The sequence below is a fragment of the Methylocystis sp. genome, from assembly GCF_021731785.1.
Classification (GTDB): Bacteria; Pseudomonadota; Alphaproteobacteria; order Rhizobiales; family Beijerinckiaceae; genus Methylocystis.
The window spans coordinates 1-19234 of sequence record NZ_JAKFWS010000049.1; the positions used below are offsets into that span (position 1 = coordinate 1).

At 64.1% G+C, this 19234-nt stretch carries 19 protein-coding genes and 1 tRNA gene; 14 read left to right on the forward strand and 6 right to left on the reverse strand.

Annotated elements, in window-relative coordinates; all coding sequences use genetic code 11:
* Positions 1-305 precede the first annotated feature (305 nt).
* Positions 306-379: transfer RNA gene (locus QZ964_RS10070), tRNA-Gln, on the reverse strand.
* A 267-nt stretch (positions 380-646) separates the two neighbouring features.
* On the opposite strand from QZ964_RS10070, the gene QZ964_RS10075 reads away from it, so the two are divergent.
* Both QZ964_RS10075 and QZ964_RS10080 read left to right on the forward strand, forming a co-directional pair.
* Positions 647-1735 carry a Ppx/GppA phosphatase family protein gene (locus QZ964_RS10075; RefSeq protein WP_292531417.1) on the forward strand — a complete coding sequence of 363 codons (1089 nt, stop codon included), beginning with the start codon at positions 647-649 and terminating at the stop codon, positions 1733-1735.
* A gap of 124 nt (positions 1736-1859) precedes the next feature.
* Complete coding sequence (locus tag QZ964_RS10080) at positions 1860-2366, forward strand: RNA pyrophosphohydrolase (protein ID WP_292531396.1); 507 nt, start codon at positions 1860-1862, stop codon at positions 2364-2366.
* A gap of 116 nt (positions 2367-2482) precedes the next feature.
* On the opposite strand, the gene QZ964_RS10085 is transcribed toward QZ964_RS10080, so the two are convergent.
* Positions 2483-3913, reverse strand: coding sequence for a transcription antitermination factor NusB (locus QZ964_RS10085; RefSeq protein WP_292531397.1), 1431 nt, complete (start codon positions 3911-3913; stop codon positions 2483-2485).
* A 79-nt stretch (positions 3914-3992) separates the two neighbouring features.
* Between QZ964_RS10085 and QZ964_RS10090 the strand changes: the two genes are divergently transcribed.
* Positions 3993-4199 (forward strand): DUF1674 domain-containing protein, encoded by a 207-nt coding sequence (locus QZ964_RS10090; protein WP_292531398.1) that lies wholly within the window; start codon positions 3993-3995, stop codon positions 4197-4199.
* An 88-nt stretch (positions 4200-4287) separates the two neighbouring features.
* Entirely contained in the window at positions 4288-5046 is a 759-nt protein-coding gene (locus tag QZ964_RS10095; protein ID WP_292531400.1) for a cyclase family protein, read from the forward strand.
* A 7-nt stretch (positions 5047-5053) separates the two neighbouring features.
* Here QZ964_RS10095 and QZ964_RS10100 read toward each other — a convergent pair whose 3' ends face one another.
* Positions 5054-5851: a dienelactone hydrolase family protein gene (locus QZ964_RS10100; protein ID WP_292531402.1), complete on the reverse strand. Its 798-nt coding sequence runs from the start codon at positions 5849-5851 to the stop codon at positions 5054-5056.
* A 314-nt stretch (positions 5852-6165) separates the two neighbouring features.
* Here QZ964_RS10100 and QZ964_RS10105 point away from each other — a divergent pair, with 314 nt between their 5' ends.
* The 4 genes from QZ964_RS10105 (at position 6166) to QZ964_RS10120 (ending at position 11311) form a co-directional block, all read left to right on the forward strand.
* Complete coding sequence (locus QZ964_RS10105) at positions 6166-8100, forward strand: potassium transporter Kup (RefSeq protein ID WP_292531403.1); 1935 nt, start codon at positions 6166-6168, stop codon at positions 8098-8100.
* Between the two features lie 144 nt (positions 8101-8244).
* A complete protein-coding gene (trpA, locus tag QZ964_RS10110) occupies positions 8245-9111 on the forward strand; it encodes a tryptophan synthase subunit alpha (RefSeq protein WP_292531404.1) in 867 nt (288 codons plus the stop codon).
* A complete protein-coding gene (gene accD / locus QZ964_RS10115) occupies positions 9108-9974 on the forward strand; it encodes an acetyl-CoA carboxylase, carboxyltransferase subunit beta (protein ID WP_292531406.1) in 867 nt (288 codons plus the stop codon). Before trpA ends, accD begins: the two co-directional genes overlap by 4 nt.
* 20 nt (positions 9975-9994) lie before the next feature.
* A complete protein-coding gene (locus QZ964_RS10120) occupies positions 9995-11311 on the forward strand; it encodes a folylpolyglutamate synthase/dihydrofolate synthase family protein (protein ID WP_292531408.1) in 1317 nt (438 codons plus the stop codon).
* Positions 11312-11362: 51 nt separating this feature from the next.
* Here QZ964_RS10120 and QZ964_RS10125 read toward each other — a convergent pair whose 3' ends face one another.
* Positions 11363-12046: a type 1 glutamine amidotransferase domain-containing protein gene (locus QZ964_RS10125; protein WP_292531409.1), complete on the reverse strand. Its 684-nt coding sequence runs from the start codon at positions 12044-12046 to the stop codon at positions 11363-11365.
* A gap of 175 nt (positions 12047-12221) precedes the next feature.
* Here QZ964_RS10125 and QZ964_RS10130 point away from each other — a divergent pair, with 175 nt between their 5' ends.
* The 6 genes from QZ964_RS10130 to QZ964_RS10155 all read left to right on the forward strand — a co-directional run bounded on the left by QZ964_RS10130 (position 12222) and on the right by QZ964_RS10155 (position 18012).
* Positions 12222-13367: a (5-formylfuran-3-yl)methyl phosphate synthase gene (locus QZ964_RS10130; RefSeq protein WP_292531410.1), complete on the forward strand. Its 1146-nt coding sequence runs from the start codon at positions 12222-12224 to the stop codon at positions 13365-13367.
* Entirely contained in the window at positions 13354-13992 is a 639-nt protein-coding gene (locus tag QZ964_RS10135) for a uridylate kinase (protein ID WP_292531411.1), read from the forward strand. The genes QZ964_RS10130 and QZ964_RS10135 overlap by 14 nt, the downstream gene beginning before the upstream one ends.
* Positions 13992-14549, forward strand: a complete 558-nt coding sequence (locus tag QZ964_RS10140; RefSeq protein WP_292531412.1) for a flavoprotein — start codon at positions 13992-13994, stop codon at positions 14547-14549. Before QZ964_RS10135 ends, QZ964_RS10140 begins: the two co-directional genes overlap by 1 nt.
* Positions 14550-14561: 12 nt before the next feature.
* Positions 14562-15983 carry a DUF6513 domain-containing protein gene (locus QZ964_RS10145; protein ID WP_292531413.1) on the forward strand — a complete coding sequence of 474 codons (1422 nt, stop codon included), beginning with the start codon at positions 14562-14564 and terminating at the stop codon, positions 15981-15983.
* Entirely contained in the window at positions 15967-16548 is a 582-nt protein-coding gene (locus tag QZ964_RS10150) for a DUF447 domain-containing protein (RefSeq protein ID WP_292531414.1), read from the forward strand. Before QZ964_RS10145 ends, QZ964_RS10150 begins: the two co-directional genes overlap by 17 nt.
* 78 nt (positions 16549-16626) lie before the next feature.
* On the forward strand, positions 16627-18012 hold the full coding sequence (locus QZ964_RS10155; protein WP_292531415.1) for an outer membrane beta-barrel protein: 1386 nt from the start codon (positions 16627-16629) through the stop codon (positions 18010-18012).
* On the opposite strand, the gene QZ964_RS10160 is transcribed toward QZ964_RS10155, so the two are convergent.
* Both QZ964_RS10160 and QZ964_RS10165 read right to left on the reverse strand, forming a co-directional pair.
* Positions 18013-19044, reverse strand: coding sequence for a hydantoinase/oxoprolinase family protein (locus tag QZ964_RS10160; protein WP_292531416.1), 1032 nt, complete (start codon positions 19042-19044; stop codon positions 18013-18015).
* A gap of 66 nt (positions 19045-19110) precedes the next feature.
* Positions 19111-19234, reverse strand: a 124-nt coding sequence (locus QZ964_RS10165) for a formaldehyde-activating enzyme (protein ID WP_292531418.1), incomplete at its 5' end; no start/stop codon positions are given.

Genomic DNA, 19234 nt, shown 5'->3' on the forward strand with positions numbered 1-19234 from the left:
CGGTCGGCCCAACGCAAAAGCAAGCGGCGCGGCGCGCGCTGCTGCAGAACATTCAGCTGATGCCGCAACACCAGGATCTCGGCGTCCAGCCGCCGCCGCGACTTGAAGCAGTCACACAGCGCGCGGACGAAAAGCAAGGCGATTGCAATCATACAACGATCATGTTCTGATTCGCTGTTGACTGCCAGTCAATTGGACGGAGTTTTCGGAAGCGACAGCGGGCGGAATCAGTTTTCCAGCAGGTGAGATGGTGGTGAGACGGCGGCGGCGATCTGTGAGACGATTTCGTAACTAATTGATTTTATTGGCTGGGGGACCTGGATTCGAACCAAGATTAACGGAGTCAGAGTCCGCTGTTCTACCGTTGAACTATCCCCCAAAGGCGCGGCTTAGCGCTTGCGCGAACGGTTGGTGGCTTAGAGAGCGCCGCGGACGGTGTCAACAGTCGGCGGCCAGCGGCAAGCAATCGCCCGCCGCTCGCGCGCGCCATGGCTTGCAGAACCCTTGCGAGCGGCGCGACGATCCGGCATGAAAGAAATTTACGCTAGCGTCGTGGCGTTTCGACAATCATCGCTTCATATTCGGCGAAGCGGCGCGGGACGAGACGAAGCGGGGCGAGACGGAGCAGCTTCACGGAATGGATCGAGTGAGGGAAACCGGTCTACCCTCAAAGGCGTCGGCGCAGGCTGCGCACGAGGTCCAGATCGGCGTCGGCGTCGCCTCCGAAGTTTTACGCGCGCGCCAAACCTATGCCGCGCTGGATCTTGGCACCAACAATTGCCGCCTCCTGATCGCCCGCCCTGATCGCCGGCCGCGCCGGCGCAGCAACGACTGTCTGCGCATCGTCGACGCCTTTTCGCGCATCGTGCGGCTGGGAGAGGGCCTCGGCAAGTCAGGCCGTATCAGCGAGGATGCGATCGTGCGCACCATCGCGGCCCTGGAAATCTGCCGGGAGAAAATGGACGCCCGCGGCGTCACCCGCGCGCGGCTGGTCGCCACCCAGGCTTGCCGCGGCGCGGCGAACGGCGAGGAATTCATCGAGCGCGTGCACGAACGCACCGGCCTGCGCCTCGAGATCATCGACCGCGAAACCGAGGCCCGCTTCGCCGCCCGCGGTTGCGGCGCGCTCGCCGATCCTGCCGCCGAAAGCGTGTTGCTCTTCGACATCGGCGGCGGATCCACCGAACTCGTTTGGCTGACGCGCGCGCGGCGCGGCGAAAGCGGCGCCTACGCCTTCCGCGCCTGGACGTCGCTCGAACTTGGCGTCGTGACGCTCGCCGAGCATTTCGGCGGCCGGAGCGTCTCGGCCGAGACGTTCGCGGCGATGGCGCATCAGACGCGAGAGACGCTCGCGCCCTTCGCTCGGCGCATGGCCTCCGAGCGACGCTGTCCGCGCTTCCATCTTCTCGGCACTTCGGGAACGGTCACCACCTTGGCCGGCGTCCATTTGGGACTTGAACGCTATGACCGCTGGCGCGTCGACGGCCTGTGGATGAGCGACGAGGACGCCACCCGCGCGATCATGCGGCTGCGGGCGATGAATTTCGAGGAGCGGGTCGCCAACGGCTGCATCGGTCCGCAGCGGGCCGATCTCGTCCTCGCCGGCTGCGCAATTTTCGAGGCGATTCGCGCGCTTTTCCCGGCGCAACGCACCCGCATCGCCGACCGGGGGTTGCGGGAAGGCATGCTGATTGAACTCATGGAAGCCGACGGGGCGCCGATGCGCAGCGCCTGACGGCTCGACGATTGACGCCAAAGTTCCGCAGGATAGTTTGCGGCGAATTCCAGCGCCCGGGGGAGCGGATGACCGACGCAGTGGTGAGGGCGCGCCAGCATGGCGCCTGCCGCGAGACGTGGCGATGAGCAAACGCGGATTGTATCGGCCCTGCGTCGGCGTCCTCCTGCTCAATGCGCAGGGCCTCGCCTTCGTCGGCCGGCGGCGCGCCAAGGGCGACCACGACCATACCCGTCCGCCCCATCTCTGGCAGATGCCGCAGGGCGGCATCGACGAGGGCGAAACGCCCTATGAAGCGGCGCTGCGCGAACTCTATGAAGAGACGAACGTGTCGAGCGTGGCGCTGCTTGCCGAAGCGCCGGACTGGCTCTCCTACGATTTGCCCAAAGGTTCGAACAATCGCTGGAGCGGCAAATATGTCGGCCAAACCCAGCGCTGGTTCGCGCTGCGCTTCACCGGCGACGACAGCGAGATCGACATTCATGCGCCGGGCGGCGGCAGGCACAAGCCCGAATTCGACGCCTGGCGCTGGGAAGCGCTTTCGGCGCTTCCGGAGCTGATCGTGCCGTTCAAGCGAATGGTCTATGAGCAAGTGCTGAAGGAATTCGCGGCCCTCGTCCCGGCGCGTTAGACGGCGCTGCATTTGGGACTAATCGCCCAAATGCAAGTGACGTGATCGATTCTTGCAAATTTGGAGCGCGCTCTCTTGCGCGAATAGCCGGCGTCGACTTTTTCGCGGGCCGCGTTCTATGCCGACCGCAGCAGCCGCGCCGCGAAGAAGCCGTCGATGCCGGAAAGGCGCGGATCTTCATTCGCCCAGTAGTGCGGCAAGGTGCGCAGATCGCCGTCGCGGTTAATGAATTCTTGAGGCACGCCTTCGCCAGGTTCGATCGGCGCTCGGCGGAAATCCGGATTGCGGCGCAAAAAGGCGGCGATCTGCTGTTCGCCCTCTTCCGGCTCCAAGGAGCAGCTGCAGTAGACGATGCGCCCGCCGGCGCGCGTCAGCAGCGCGGCGCGATTGAGCAGCTTGGTCTGCAAGCTTGCGAGCGTTTCGACGTCGCCTGGCTTCTTGGTCCAGGGAACGTCGGGATGGCGCCTGATCGTTCCAGTCGCCGAACAGGGCGCATCGATCAGGATCGCGTCGAACGGCTGCGCCTGATAGGCGGCAGCGTCGCCGACGGCGACTTCGGCGTGCAATCGCAACCGCGCCAGATTGGCTGCGAGCAGCTTCAAGCGCTCCGCCGAACGGTCGAGCGCAATGACATGTGCGCGGGCCAGCGCCATCTGCGCCGTCTTGCCGCCGGGCGCAGCGCACATGTCGAGCAGGCGCTCGTCGTGCCGCGGCGCGAGCAGTCGAACCGGCAAGGCGGCGGCCGCGTCCTGCACCCACCATTCGCCTTCGTCGAAGCCCGGAAGATCGATGATCGGCGTATGCGTGCGCAGCCTCACCGAGCCTGTCGGCAACGCGACGCCGTCCAGCCGTTGCGCCCATCCCTCAGGATCGTCTTTCACTGAAAGGTCGAGCGGCGGCTCAAGCATATGCATGGCCGCGATGGCGCGCGCCGTTTCGTCGCCGTAATGCTTGCGCCATCGTTGCATCAGCCATGCCGGCGCGTCATGCTCGCCGCTTGCGGCGATCTCCAAAAATTCCTCGCGACGCCGCGCGAGATTGCGCAGCACGCCATTGACGAGGCCGCTAAAGGCGGCGGTTTTCGGTTCAAGGCGCACGGCGCGGACGGCGAGATCGACGGCGGCGTGATCGGCGGCGTCAAGAAACAGAATTTGCGCGGCGGCGGCGATGAGCAAAAATTCAAGGCGCGCCGCTTGACGCGGCAGCCCCTTTTCCAGGAGCTCGGCGAGCGCATAGCGGATGACGCCCAGTCGTCGCAGCGCGACTGTGACAATAGAGCGCGCGAGCGCCACGTCGCGGGCGTCGAGTCCGGATAGTCGGCAAGGAACGGCGTTCGCGGCGAAACATTCGTCGAGACGATGGCCGCCCTGCACGATGTCGCCGATGATGTTGGCTGCTGCGAGACGCGCCGGCAGTCCGGGAATCTTCGCAGCTTCCGCCTCCCGCACCGCTTCGGCGGGCACGAAGCCCTGTCGCGACCCTTGACGCGCCGGCGCACGCGGCGATTTGGCCCGAGTGGAAAATGATCTACTGTCGCTGTCCGCCAAACGGCTTCTCCCTCCGCGACGAAGGCGAATCATAACACAATAGGCGTGGCGGCGGGCGACCAATGCGAAGAGACCACCCGTGTCGAAGGCGGTAACCCCAGGGGAATCGAGCGAGCGGCGGCCGGATCTGCCACCGGCGGCGCGGCGCGCATTGGCCGAAGCCGAGGCGCGTCGACGCGAGGCTGCGAAACATTCTTCTCCCCCGGAAGAAATCGGCGGTCGCGGCGGACCTGACCCGGCACGCTACGGCGACTGGGAAGTCAAAGGAATCGCGAGCGATTTTTAGTTTTGCCGCACAGCCGCAGCTTTCGGAGATCATCGATATGAGAAAACCTTGCTTATGCTCCAGCCTGTTTTTTTGCTTGACATTTTCCGTGGCGCGATACGACCCGGCGCACGCGCAAGGCCTCGATCTTACGGCGAGCAAGGTCGTCGACCTCAGCCACGCCTTTAGCGCCGAAACCATCTATTGGCCAACGTCGCCTTCGGGTTTCGAACTCAAGGTTTTGCACAAAGGGCCGACGAAGGCGGGCTACTTCTATTTCGCCAACGCCTTTTGTTCGCCCGAGCACGGCGGCACGCATCTCGACGCGCCGATGCATTTCGCCGAAGGCCGCTGGACGAACTCTGATATTCCGGTCGAACGTTTCGTGGGTCCGGCGATCGTCATCGATGTATCGGCTAAAGCCGCAGCGAATCCCGACTATATCTTGACAGTCGAGGACATCGCCGCCTGGGAGACGGCGCATGGCCGCATTCCCGAAAAGGCCATCGTGCTGCTGCGCACTGGATGGAGCGCGCGCTGGCCGGACAAAGGGGCCTATCTCGGCGACGATACGCCGGGCGACGCGACCCATCTCCACTTCCCGTCTTTTGGTCCGGAAGCCGCCGCCTGGCTCGCGAAGGAACGCCGCCCGAACCTGATCGGCGTCGACACGGCGAGCGTCGACAACGGACCGTCGCAGGACTTTCTGGTGCACCGGATCATCGGCGCCGCCAATATCGGCGGGCTCGAGAACCTCGCCAATCTCGACCAGCTGCCGGCCACGGGCGCCATCGTCATCGCCCTGCCGATGAAGATCGAAAAGGGCTCGGGCGGCCCGGCGCGCATCATCGCGCTGACGCCGCGCTAAGCGCGGGTCACCCCACGCCTGTCGCCCGCAGGAAGGCGAGCGCCTTTTCCCAAGCGTCATTAGCTGTCTCGGCCCGGTGGCTTTCGCGATAGTCGGCGAAGAAGGCATGTGGCGCATCGGCATAGACGATGATCTCGGCGGGAGCCCGCGCCCTCTTCAGGCGTGCGCGCATGGCCTCGACGAGTTCGACGGGAATGCTCGGGTCGGCGCCGCCGTAGAGCCCCAGCGTCGGCGTTTTCAGCTCCGCGGCGATGTCAATCGGCCAGCGCGGCTGCGTCGGCGTATGCGGTCCGTCGAGCCGGCCGTACCAGGGAATGCAGGCGCGCAGGCGCGGATTATGGACCGCATAGAGCCAGGCGATGCGGCCGCCCCAGCAAAATCCGGTGATCGCCGCGCGTCCGGCGTCGCCGCCTCTCGTCGCGGCGAAGGCGAGCGCCTGATCGAACGCCGCCATCGTTTCGGCGTCGGGGACCTTGGCGACGATGGCGCGAATCGCCTCTATGTCCGGCGCTTTCTGCGGGTCGCCATAGCGGATGAGAAAATCGGGCGCGATGGCGAAAAACCCGAGCTTTGCGAAGCGCCGCACGACGTCGCGGATATGTTCGTGCAGGCCGAAGATTTCCTGCGCGACGAGAACGATCGGGCAATTGGCGCCGCTCTGGGGACGGGCGAAGTAGGCCGGCGCGCCGTCCGGCAGCTGGGTCATGCCCGCCTCGAGACCGTCGACGTCCGTCACGATGGCGTTCGACGAAGGCGCGCCCGTCGCATGCGCAAACCCGGCCGAGATGGTCGAAAACGAGGACATGAACCCCCTGAGTGACTGACGTCGCAGATTAGCTATGAAAAGAACGCGCGATGTCCAGCCGGCCGAACGGCTCCTGCCCGGGGGCGCAGGCGGCGAAAGCGCGCCGAAAGCCTTCAAAAGCTTGGCGCGCCAATATTGCGCCGCAACAGCGGCTTCTCTTTGCGCACAAAACCGCGTATATCGCCGCACCGTTATCGGCGGACCCGCGCCGAAGGAGAGGAAGCCTTGGTCGCACCCGTGCTCGGCTTGAGCGAGCGCTCTCTTGCGACCCGGTCGATGAGAGGCGCGGCGGGTCCCATCAAAGGAACGTCCCTATGACGCAGCGATCCGACGCCGGTCCCGCCTCGGGCGGCGATGGAACGCAAGCCCATGCGCATCAAGGCGACGAGCGGGCGAAAGGCGGCGTTGTCGGCCTCATCATCGGCTCGATCGGCGTCGTATATGGCGACATCGGCACGAGTCCGCTGTACGCCCTGCGCGAGTCGCTCGCCCATCAGGTGGAGCATGACGCGCTGACGGAGGAGTCCGTCGTCGGGGCGATTTCGCTTCTCATTTTTGCTCTGATTTTCACGGTCACGATCAAATACATCATCTTCGTCATGCGCGCGGACAACCGCGGCGAAGGCGGCATTCTTTCTCTGATGGCCCTTGCGCAGACCGCCATGGGCCGGCGCACGAAAGTCGCCTTTCTGCTTGGCGTAGCGGGCGCCGCGCTCTTCGCCGGCGAGGCGATCATCACGCCGGCGATCTCGGTAATGTCGGCCATCGAGGGCTTGGAACTCGTCACTCATCGCTTCAGCGAATTCGTTCTTCCAATCACAATCTTCATTCTGGTCACGCTGTTTTGGGTGCAAAGCCATGGAACGGCGCGAGTTGCGGCCTTTTTCGGGCCGATCATGATCACCTTCTTTCTCAGCATTGGCGTGCTGGGCGCGATGCATATTCCGGAAGCGCCGCAGGTGCTGCGCAGTTTCGATCCGCGGCAAGGCATCGCCTTTCTGGTGGCCCACGGCTGGCTCGGCTTCGCCGTGCTCGGCTCGGTTTTCCTCGCGGTCACTGGCGTCGAGGCGCTTTACGCCGATATGGGTCATTTCGGGCGCGGGCCGATCCGCACCGCCTGGCTCGGATTCGTCTTGCCGGCGCTGCTGCTCAACTACCTCGGCCAGGGAGCGCTCGTCCTGTCGCGCCCTGAGGCCGTCGGCAATCCTTTCTTCCTGCTTGCGCCGGACTGGGCGCTTTTGCCTCTCGTTATCCTTTCGACGCTGGCGACGACGATCGCCGCGCAAGCGGTCATCACCGGGGCTTTCTCGCTGGCGCGCCAAGCCATTCAGCTTGGCCTCATTCCGCGCCTCGAGGTCACGCATACGTCGGCCTCGCAGGAGGGCCAAATCTATATCGGCCGGATCAACCGGCTGCTGCTCATCGGCGTGCTGTTGCTTGTCATCGCCTTCAAGAGTTCGTCGGCGCTTGCCTCGGCCTATGGCATCGCGGTCACCGGCACGATGGTGCTATCGACGTCGCTGCTGTTCATCGTCGCCTGGCGCAAATGGGGCTGGCCCCTGTTCGTGTCGATCGTCTTCGCCGCTTCCTTCCTCGTCGTCGAATTCGCCTTTCTCACCGCCAATCTGATGAAGGTCAAAGATGGCGGCTGGGTGCCGCTCGCGCTCGGCGGCTGCGTCATGATCATCATGTGGACATGGACACGCGGCACGCGTCTTCTCGCCGAGAAAACCCATCGCGACTCCATCCCGATGATGGAGCTCATCGCAATGCTGCAAAAGTCGAAGCCGACGCGCGTGCCGGGCACGGCGGTCTTTTTGACAAGCGATCCGGCTGTCGCGCCAACCGCGCTGATGCACAATCTCAAGCACAACAAGGTTCTGCACGAACGGGTGCTGGTGATCTGCGTGAAGACCGAAGACCGGCCGCGCGTCGCGCCAGGCAAGCGCTTTGAAATAGAGAAGCTCTCCGGCGATTTCTTCCGCGCGACGCTTCATTACGGCTTCATGGAAAGTCCGCGCGTTCCGGCGGCGCTCGCCGCGATGCGCAAGGCCGGGTTCAAATACGACATCATGACCACGAGCTTCTTCCTAGGGCGGCGTTCGATCAAGGAAAGCCCGTCCTCCGAAATGCCCGTCTGGCAGGACAAGCTCTATGTCGCGCTCACCCGCCAGGCCGCCAACGCGACAGACTTCTTCTCGATCCCCTCCGACCGCGTCGTAGAGTTGGGCGCGCAGGTGACGATTTAACGCGCGCGAAAACAGTGGACGGAACCGCGCCCAAGCCCTAAGCAACGGCGGCCTGCATGCCTCGCGAGGGCCCTAAATCCGCTCGTGGCTGGTCGAGAGGCGTTGTGAAGAATTGCGCCGCGTGACGAAGGACGTCTGCCGCTTATGCCCACCCGCATCGATGATCGTTTCGCCGCCCTCAAGAAAGAACGGCGCGCAGCTCTGGTGACCTTCGTGATGGCGGGCGACCCTGATCTCGCGACATCGCTCGATATTTTGAAGGGCCTCCCCGGCGCCGGCGCGGACGTAATCGAGGTCGGCATGCCCTTCACCGATCCGATGGCGGATGGCCCCGCCATCCAGGCGGCGGGCTTGCGGGCGCTCAAGGCCGGCACCACGCTCAAGAAAACCTTGAAGCTCGTCGCCGACTTCCGCGCCGGAGACGACGCCACCCCCATCGTGCTGATGGGCTATTACAACCCGATCTATGTTTACGGCGTCGACGCTTTCCTGCGCGACGCTCGAGTCGCCGGCGTCGACGGCCTCATCGTCGTGGACTTGCCGCCCGAAGAAGACGCCGAACTCTGCGTTCCCGCCCGCAGCGCGGGGCTGAACTTCATTCGCTTGGCCACGCCGACGACAGACGACAGACGGCTCCCCAAGGTGCTCGAAAACACGAGCGGCTTCGTCTACTATGTCTCGCTGACCGGCATCACCGGCGCGGCGCTTGCAGACTATGCTGGCGTGAGCCAGGCCGTCGCGCGCATCAAACGACATACGGCGCTGCCGATCGCCGTCGGCTTCGGCGTCAAGAATGCGGACAACGCCGCCGAAATCGCCCGCAACGCCGACGGAGTCGTCGTCGGAACGGCTCTGGTTGATGCGCTCAAGGCTTCGCTCGACGCGGAAGGCCGAGCTGGCGCTACGAGCGTCAGCGCTGTGACCGGACTCGTCGCGTCGATCGCGGGCGGCGTGCGCGACGCTCGGCCGAAGGGCGGCGTGATCAGCTGGTTGACGAGGCTCGTGTCATGAACTGGTATTCGAACGTCGTCCCGCCGAAGATCAAGGCGCTGATCAAGCGCGAAGCGCCCGAAAACCTCTGGGTGAAATGTCCCGAAAGCGGTCAGCTCGTGTTCCATAAGGACATCGAAGCGAACCTCTATGTCGTGCCCGGCTCGGGCTATCACATGCGCTGTCCGATCGGGACCCGGCTCGCCAATCTTTTCGACGGCGGCGAATGCGAACTGCTGTCCACGCCCGAAGCGCCCCTTGATCCGCTCAAGTTTCGCGACATCAAGCGCTATGTCGACAAGCTGAAAGAATACCGGCTCAAGACCGGCATGACGGATGCGGTGACGATCGCCTTTGGAAATCTCGAAGGCTCGCCTCTCACCGTCGCCATCCAGGATTTCGAATTCCTGGGCGGCTCGCTCGGCATGGCGGCGGGCGAGGCGATCATCGCCGGCTGCGAATATGCCGTCGCCAAAAGAACGCCTTTCGTGATCTTTACGGCGTCGGGCGGCGCGCGCATGCAGGAAGGGATGTTCTCGCTTATGCAGATGCCGCGCACGACCATCGCCGTGCAGCGCCTGCGCGAAGCACGCCTGCCTTACATCGTCGTGCTGACCAATCCGACGACGGGCGGCGTGACCGCGTCCTACGCCATGCTCGGCGACGTGCAAATCGCTGAACCCGGCGCGATCATCGGCTTCGCCGGCGCCCGCGTCATCGAGCAGACGATTCGGGAGAAGCTTCCCGAAGGCTTCCAGCGCGCCGAATATTTGCGCGATCACGGCATGGTCGACATGGTGGTGCCGCGTCAGGAGATGCGCGAGACTTTAGCGCGCCTGTGCGGTCTCCTGACCAAATCGCCGCCGCGACGCGCCGCCGCCTGACATCGCGAGGCGAAGCCGCAATGGATCAGCATGACGCGATCCTGTCGCGATTGCTCACGCTCCATCCGAAGAGGATCGATCTGTCGCTTGGGCGCACGGAGCGCCTGCTCGCCGCGCTCGGTCGTCCGGACCTCAGGCTGCCGCCGACCATTCACGTCGCCGGCACCAACGGCAAAGGTTCGACCATCGCCTTTCTGCGCGCGATGCTCGAAGCCGCCGGCAAACGCGTTCATGTTTACACATCCCCTCACCTGGTGCGCTTCAATGAGCGGATTCGTCTTGGCGCCGAGGATGGAGGAAAGCTTGTCGACGATGAGCGTCTGAGCGCGGCGCTTGAGCGTTGCGAACAGGCGAACGCCGGGCAGCCGATCACCTTCTTCGAGATCACGACGGCGGCGGCTTTTTCACTGTTCGCAGAAACGCCGGCCGACTGGCTGCTGCTCGAAACGGGTCTCGGCGGGCGCTATGACGCGACGAATGTCATTTCCCAGCCCAAGTGCGCCATCATCACCTCGATCTCCCTCGATCACCTCGAGTTTCTCGGAGACACGGTCGAAAAGATCGCGCATGAGAAGGCCGGAATCATGAAGAAGGACGCGCCGGTGATCATCGGCTTCCAGTCAGAGTCGGTGGAGAGGTCGCTGGAGCGCGAGGCGCGGCGCGTCGGCGCGACGCCGATCGTCGCCGGTCGGGACTTTCACATCGCCAACGAGAACGGCCGCCTCGTCTATGAGGACGAGCGCGGGCTGCTCGATCTTCCGCTGCCCCGTCTCGCCGGACGCCATCAGCATGAAAACGCCGCCGGCGCCATCGCCGCGCTGCGCGCCGTCGCGCCTCAGATAGCGACGGCGGCGATCGAGGCCGGGCTCATGCGCGCCGAATGGCCGGCCCGGCTCCAGCGGCTCACGCGCGGTCGCATTGTCGATCTCGCGCCGCCGGGCGCCGAGGTGTGGCTCGACGGCGGCCATAATGAAGACGGCGGCCGCGTCCTGGCTGAAGCGATGGCGGAGTTTCACGACAAGGCGCCGCGCCCGCTGGCGCTGATTTGCGGCGCGCAGACGACCAAGGACGTTCGCGCGCTGTTGAGACATTTCGTCGGATTGGCGCGCGAGGTCGTCGCCGTGCCGGTGGAGGGCGAACACAAGAGTTGGCCGCCTGAGGAAGTCGCGAGCCTCGCCAGGGCGGAGGGCATTCCCGGCGCTGCGGCGGGCGGCGTCGAGGAAGCGTTAGCGCTCCTTTCGACACGCAGCTTCGACGCGCCCCCGCGCATTCTGATCGCCGGCTCGCTCTATCTCGCGGCGGGCGTGCTGGCGCTCAACGGCTCAGTGGTTGAATGAGCCGCGCCGCCCGTTTCGCTCGCGCCGCTACATCGCCGAGAGAGCCGACTCTCACGCTTTCGTAAGCTCCTCCACAAGGTTGCGGGCGGCCGGACCGGAGGAAGCCGGATTCTGGCCCGTGATCAACTGGCCGTCCCGGACGACATGTGGGACCCAGTCCGCCGCCTTCGAGAAGCGCCCGCCTTTCGCCTGAAGCTCATCCTCGACAAGGAACGGAACGACGTGGGTGAGGCCAACCGCCTCCTCCTCGCCGTTGGTGAAGCCGGTCACTGTCTTGCCCGCGACCAGCGGCCGGCCGTCGGGACCTGCAACATGGCGCAGCACGCCCGGCGCGTGGCACACGAGCGCGATGGGCTTGCCGGCGCGGATGAAGGATTCGATCAGCCTGATCGAATCCGGGTCCTCGGCGAGGTCCCACATCGGTCCATGGCCGCCGGGGTAAAAGACCGAGTCGAAATCGTCCTGACGGACGCTGTCGAGCCGCGCCGTATCGGCGAGGCGCGCCTTGGCCGACGCATCCGCTTCGAACCGGCGGGTGAGGTCGGTCTGAAATTCGGGTTCATTGCTCTTTGGATCCAACGGCGGCTGACCGCCCTTGGGCGAGGCAAGCGTGATCTCGCACCCGGCGTCGAGAAACACGTAATAGGGCGCTGCGAGCTCTTCGAGCCAGAAGCCGGTCTTTCGGCCGGTGTCGCCGAGCGTATCGTGCGAGGTCAGGACCATGAGGATTTTCACGGATTTCTCCTTTTCGGGAGCATGTTCACACGCTTGGGGTTGTGAGAAAATAACGCGGTGGTCAGTCGTCGCCCAGCGCGAACGGGAGGGTGGACGCGCGAGGCCACTTGGATTCGAGGAAAATTTGCTCCACAAGCGCGCGGATGCGCATTGCGCCACGACCGGAGCGAAATGAATGACCTTGATGCTGGCGAGCGTACTGTCGCGCGAGGAGGCGGAGATCGCCCTGGCGCGCGGCGCCGACATCATCGACTGCAAGGCGCCGTCGCGCGGCGCGCTGGGCGCGCTGCCGCTGGATATAGTCGCCGAGATCGTGGCCTTCGTTAACGGTCGACGCCCGGTCAGCGCCGTCGTCGAGCTGCCGCACGACGTTTCGCATGCGCTTCGCGACTTTGAAGAGACCGTCGCGGCGGGCGTCGACTATGTGAAATTCGCCCTCCCGGCGACGCCCGACGCCGTCGAGATCATCGACGCGCTGGCGCCGCTGACCGCAAGAACGCGGCTCGTCGCCGTGCTCTTCGCCGATCTCGGCCCCGAGTTCGACATTCTCGAGCCGCTGGCCGGCGCCGGCTTTCACGGCGCGATGCTGGATACGGCGCACAAGGGGAAAGGCCGGCTGCTCGACTATATGAGCGTCGGCGCGCTGTCCGAATTCGTCGCGCGCTGCCGCAATCTCGGGCTCGCCTCCGGTCTCGCCGGCGCGTTGGAATCTCCCGACGTCCCGCGCCTGCTCGTCGCCGGCGCGGACGTCCTCGGCTTTCGCGGCGCGCTCTGTCTTCATGGCGAACGCCGCGCCGCGATCGACGCCAGCGCCACGACGCTGATCCGCGATCTGATTCCTTCGGCGCGCGATGCGCATGTCGCATTTCATGCTGAATGGGCGTTCCTCGGCCGCGGCTATGTCGAGCCTCCGGGAGCCAACGACACCGACTGCGTGTTTCTTAAGGATTATGTCGCGCCCGTCGAAATCGGCGCTTACGCCCATGAGCACGGCCATACCCAGCGCGTGCGCTTCAACGTCGAAGCGGAAGTGGCGCGCGTCAACGGCTCCGACGACATGCGCTCGATCTTTTCTTACGACGTGATCATGGACGCGATCAAAATGATCCTCGCCGGCGGCCATATCGAGCTTGTCGAGACGATCGCCGAGCGCCTCGCCGAAAGCGTGCTGCTGCATGAGCGCGTGCGATCGGTGACCGTGCAAGTTGAAAAGCTCGACGTTGCGCCCGGCGCTGTCGGCGTGAGGATAAGGCGCGCCCGCGCCCACGAGGAGGTCCGTCGCCTACAGCCGGCGCCGATGCGCATCGATGCCGTCAAATAGCGCGCCTCTCGTCGTCAAACTCGGCGGCAGCCTGCACGCTTCGCCGGCGCTCGCCGATTGGCTCGCGGCGTTGAAACGCTATCCTCGGCCGCTGACGATCGTTCCCGGCGGCGGCCCCTTCGCCGACGCGGTGCGCGCGGCGCAGCCGGCGATGCGCTACAACGATGAGACCGCCCACGCCATGGCGGTTCTGGCGATGGAGCAGTACGCCTTGGCGCTCGCGAACTGCGACCCGGCGCTGGCGCTCGCCGCCTCGCTTGACGCGATCGAAGCGGCGCATGTTCAACGGCGCGTCGCCCTCTGGCGCGCAAGCGCGATGGTCGCCGACGCCCAAGACATTGCGCTCGGTTGGGACGTCACCTCCGACAGTCTCGCCGCCTGGCTTGCAAAAAAAACTGGCGCCTGGGCGCTGCTGCTGGTCAAGAGCGTCGACGTAAGCGATGGCGCGCCGCTGAGCGAGATTATTCGCGAAGGCGTTGTCGATCCGGCGCTTCCGGATTATCTCGATGGAACGCCGCTCTTCATCGCCGGCCCTTCGTCTCTCCCGCACGCCGCAGCGCGTCTTGCCGATGGCGCGCCGCCGGGCGCAGCCATCGCAATTTTTCCAACCCGGAAGTTCGCCTAATGACAAAAAAGAAAGTCGTCACGCCGCGCTGGGGTTGGGCGCTCACCGGATCTGGACATTTCTTCACAGAATGTCTCGACATGATTCGCACGCTCGATCACGTCGATCTCTTCGTCAGCAAGGCGGCGGCGGAAGTCGTGCGCATGTATAAGCACGATCTGGCGCTGCCCGAGACGGTCCGCATATTCAAGGACACGACGGCGAGCGCCGCGCCGGTCGGCAATTTCTACTACAATTTCTACCACACGCTGGTTCTCGCGCCTGCGACCTCGAACACGGTGGCGAAATGCGTCGTCGGCATTTCCGACAATCTTGCGACCAATGTTTTCGCACAGGCCGGCAAATGCCGCGTGCCGTCGATCGTCTTCGCCTGCGACACCGCGCCCGAACTTGAAACGCGCGCGCCAAAGGGCATGGTGATGGTCTATCCGCGTCGCATCGATCTCCAGAACACCGACGCGCTCAAATCTTTCGAAGCGACGCAGGTCGTCGAGAGCCTTGCGGCGTTGCAGGAGGCGGTGGAGCGCCGCCGCCGCGAAGTCGAGCCGCAACCCTAACGAAAGCTCCGCATGGGCGAGCGTCTGCTGTTCCTGACCGGCCACCTCGCTTTGCCGCGACTGGAGCGCATGGTCGCGAGCTTCGGCGAGGCGGCGCAGGACTGGCGCATTCATGACATCGGTGTCAAGGTCGCGGCGCTGATGACCCAGGAAATCATTCAGCGCAGGCTGCCGCGGCCGGTGCACGCGGATCGCGTGATCCTGCCGGGGCGATGCCGCGCCGATCTTTCCGCGCTGACCAAGGATTTCAGCGTCGCCTTCGAGCGGGGACCGGAAGAGATCGCCGACCTTCCCGCCTATCTCGGTCGCGGCGGCGCGACGCCCGATTTGTCGCGCTACGACATGCAGATCTTCGCCGAGATCGTCGACGCCTCGAAGATGAGCGTCGCCGATATCCTGTTCAAGTCGCATGAACTCATCGCCGGCGGCGCCGACGTCATTGATCTCGGCTGTCTGCCGGACACGCCTTTCGATCATCTCGAGCAAACGATTGCCGCCCTTAAGGCCGCAGGCCTGAAGGTCAGCGTCGACTCGGCCGATGTCGCCGAGCTTGAGCGCGCCGCGAAGGCCGGCGTCGATCATCTTCTCAGCCTCGATGAAGAAACGCTTGCGATCCTGCCGGACAAATCGCCCATCGTTCCGGTCCTGACGCCTCGCCCGCACGGCGATCTCGACTCGCTGCAGCGCGCCGCGCGGCGCGCGCGCGATCGGGGGGTCGGCGCCATTCTCGATCCGATTCTCGATCCGATTCATTTCGGCTTCGCCGCATCGATCGCCCGCTATGTGGAGCTGCGCGCCCGCGAGCCTGACGCAGAGATCATGATGGGCACTGGCAATCTCACCGAGCTGACCGACGCCGACTCCGCCGGCGTGACCGCGGCGATGCTCGGCATATGTTCAGAACTCGACATCCGGCATCTGCTCACAGTGCAGGTATCCCCACACACACGTCGAACGCTGCAGGAGCACGACGCCGCGCGACGGCTGATGTTCGCGGCGCGCGCGGATCGCGCGCTGCCGAAAGGCTACAGCGACGCGCTGCTGCAAATTCACGACCGCAAACCTTACGCTGCGACGCCCGAAGAGATCGCCGAGCTTGCGCGCGAACTACGCGATACCAATTTCCGCATTGAAACGACGCAGGACGGCGTGCATATCTACGCCAAAGGTTTCCACCATGTCGCCGCCGACGCAATGGCGCTGTATCCGCATCTTGCCGTCGAACATGACGGCGCCCACGCCTTTTACCTTGGCGCGGAATTGATGAAGGCCGAGCTCGCTTACAAACTTGGCAAGCGCTATCGTCAGGACGAGCCGCTCGACTTCGGCGCCGCCACGGACATTAACCAAGAGGATGCGACCCGCTTCAAGGAAATGGGCCACACCATGCGCAAAGCGGGCGAAGGACCTGCGAAAGATGCCTCTGATACATGAATGCGTCGTCACGACGCTGTCGCCCGAAGGCCGTCCGCATATCGCGCCGCTCGGACTGATCGAGGATCAGGGCTACTGGATCGCGGCGCCGTTTCGACCGTCATCCACTCTCTACAATCTAACGCATAACGGCAGAGCGACGGCGAGCTTCACCGATGACGCGCGCATTTTTGTCGGTCTTGTCACGGGTCAGCGCAGCTGGCCGCTCACCGACATTGAGGACTGGCCGGCGCCGCGTCTTTCCGCGGCGCTGGCGCACGCCGAACTCGTCGTCGAGCGCGTCGAGGAGCACGAATCGCGGCCGCGTTTCTTTTGCAGGGTGAGGCGCATCGAGTCGCATCGCCCGTTCCTGGGCATGAACCGCGCGCGCGCAGCGGTGCTCGAAGCCGCGATTCTCGCGACTCGGCTCGACATGCTGTCACGCGAAAAGATCGAGAGCGAACTCGCTTATCTCCAGATCGCGATCGATAAGACCGCCGGCGAGGCCGAGCGCGAGGCCTGGGACATGGTGATGGCGAAAATTGAGGGCTATAAGGACCGGGCGAAGGTTCCCGCGACGCGTTAACGATTGTGGTTTTTAGCGTTCCTTTCGATTCGAAGGCATCCGCCTTAGAGACGAGCGATGAAACGAGTTGTGGCCGTGATGGCGGCTCTTCTTTCGGCGTCGCAGGCCGTTTGCGGCGACGCCCCAAAGAAGTCGCCGGATTCTAAGAGCTGGCTCGATAGCCTTGCGATCGACGGATATTTGTCCGGAGGCGTCGCCATCAACTTCGCTCTCCCATACAACAAAATCAATTTCGGGCATCTTGATACGGATCGCGCCAACTGGCCCCAGTTCAATCAAGCGATTCTGAACGTCGAGCGGCCGCTCGACAAGAAGGCGGCCGACCTGGACTTTGGGTTAGCCTTCATCGGAATGCTCGGCACGGACGCCCGTTACACTCAGTTCCTGGGCCAAACCGAATATCTCATTCACGATCGCACGCAGCTTTCGATCGTCGAGGCGAATCTTCAGGCCCATCTGCCAATCCTGACGAAGGGCGGCGTCGACGTCACTGTCGGCCAATTCACAAGCTACAACGGTTTCGAAATGCTCACATCGAAGGACAATATTTTCTATACGCGCTCCCTTAGTTCGAATGCCGGCCCCTTCGTCGACACGGGCGTCATGTCGATCGTCCATGCAGCGGACTGGCTCGATCTTTTCGCAGGCATTGTCACCGGCGTCGACACATCGATCGGCTGGCCGGGCGATAACAACAATTCGCCTTCCATTCACGCCGGCTTTGGCCTGAACCTTTTAGACGGCGATCTGTCGATACTCGCGATTACACATTCCGGACCGGAAAATCCGAATGTGAAAGACCCTTTATTGGTCGGTTGGCCGGGCGGCGTCATCGGCGGCGTTCCTGCCGCTTGCGCCTGCAACCCGAACAACTCCTGGACCTTGTACAACAATCTGACCGCGACCTGGAACGCGACGGAAAAGTTGAGCTTCGCGTCCGACATCAGCTACTTTCGCGAAACCGGCTATAACCCGGTTTCGATTTTCGGAACCACATTTGACGCGCTCAACGCTCTCCCTAACGGCTTTGGCTTAAATACTTCTCTCGTCCCGCAGCATCCTCGCGGCGCCAATGCATATGGGATCGCGCAATATGCGACGTACAAGATCGACGATTCAATCAAACTCGGCGCGCGCGTCGAATTTTGGGGCGACGACAGAAATTTCTTCGCGGCCGCCTATCCCGGTTATTTCGACAGCGTCAACTCCGAACATGGATTCCCTGCCCCATCCGTCATCGTGCAGCCTCCGGGACAGGGAACGAGTTATCTTGCAATCACCGCCGGCGTCACTTTTTCACAAAAGCTGACAGCGTTTCCGTTATTTTCAGGACTGATCCTGAGGCCCGAATTTCGATGGGAGACAGCGGTGAATGATGCGGCGCCGTTCTTTGGACCAAATGGCCCCAAGCGCACGCAGGGTCTCTTCTCGATGGACGTGATCGCGCCCTTCACAATCCGATAATCAGAGCTGCAGCAACGCCAGCGCCGTAGCCGGCGCGCAGTTTGCAGCTTTATCAGCCAAAGCCGGCCGCGCCACGATCAGCTCGGAGAAATCGACGAACGCCCGGCCTTGCGACTGCGCCAAACGCGCAACGAGCTTGCGGCCGACGCCGGCGCCGACGATCGGCGCGTCTAGTGCAACCGCGTCGCGCGATTCGAGCAGCGCAATCTGATCTTCGATCGCGCGCAATTGCGCGCGCGCTAGATAATGCGCGAAGGCGCGGTGCTGCGCCTCGGTCAATTCGGCGGCGTCACGCCCGGCGAGACGCACAAGGCGTGCCCGCGAAGCGGCAATTGTCTTGGCTCGCCCGTCGGCCGTCGGCGAAAGATCAGCGTCCGTTTCTCCCTCGGGGAGATCGCCGAGCACGCGTCGCAGATCGGCCATCGACGCGAACGTTTCGTTGACGAGCGGCGTCCAACGTCCGGCGACCGACGCATGCGCCGCATAAGCCTGAGGCGCGCCGCGCGAAAATCCGGCATAGGCGAGTTCGCCATAGGCGAGGCGTTCGGCGTCGCTCGCGCCGATTGACGCGACGCGCCCCACGCAAATCGGCGTGAGGTCCGTCGTCGTCGATCCGATGTCGATGAAAAGCGCCTCGGCGCGATGACGCGCGACAAGTTCCGCAGAAGCGCGCCAATTGGCGGAAGCGATTGCGTCGACGCTCCCGCCAATGTCGTCGCGCGTGATGAAGCCGCGTTCGCCTGCATAGAAAAGAACGTCGCCGACGCCGATTTCGCGCGCGGCGATCGCGGCGACCGCAATCACACCGCGCGCCCTGCTTTCGAATGCGTCGGAGAGTTCCGCCGTCATCGTCACGCGATGACGTTCGGCGTCGCCGAGCGTCGTGCGCGCGTCGCGTAGCGCCTGCTCAAGGCTCGAGACGCGTTCATGCGGGGCGCAAGCGATCTGAACGACCGCCGTCAGGCGACCGTCATCCGCGCGCGCCGCCTTCACATGGGCGCCGCCAATGTCCCAGCCGATGACCGCTGACACGCGGTTCTCCCAAATAAAAAAGGGGAGCCGCGCGGCTCCCCTTCAATTTCGAAGACGTCCGCGGGCTCAGTTCGGCGCGAAGGGGTGCTTGGCTTCGTTGCGCTTGGCGACGACTTCGGAGGCCTTCGGCTCGCCCTTGACGGCGCGCGCGATCGCTTCCTTCGTCGCGGTATAATTGTAATCCTGGATC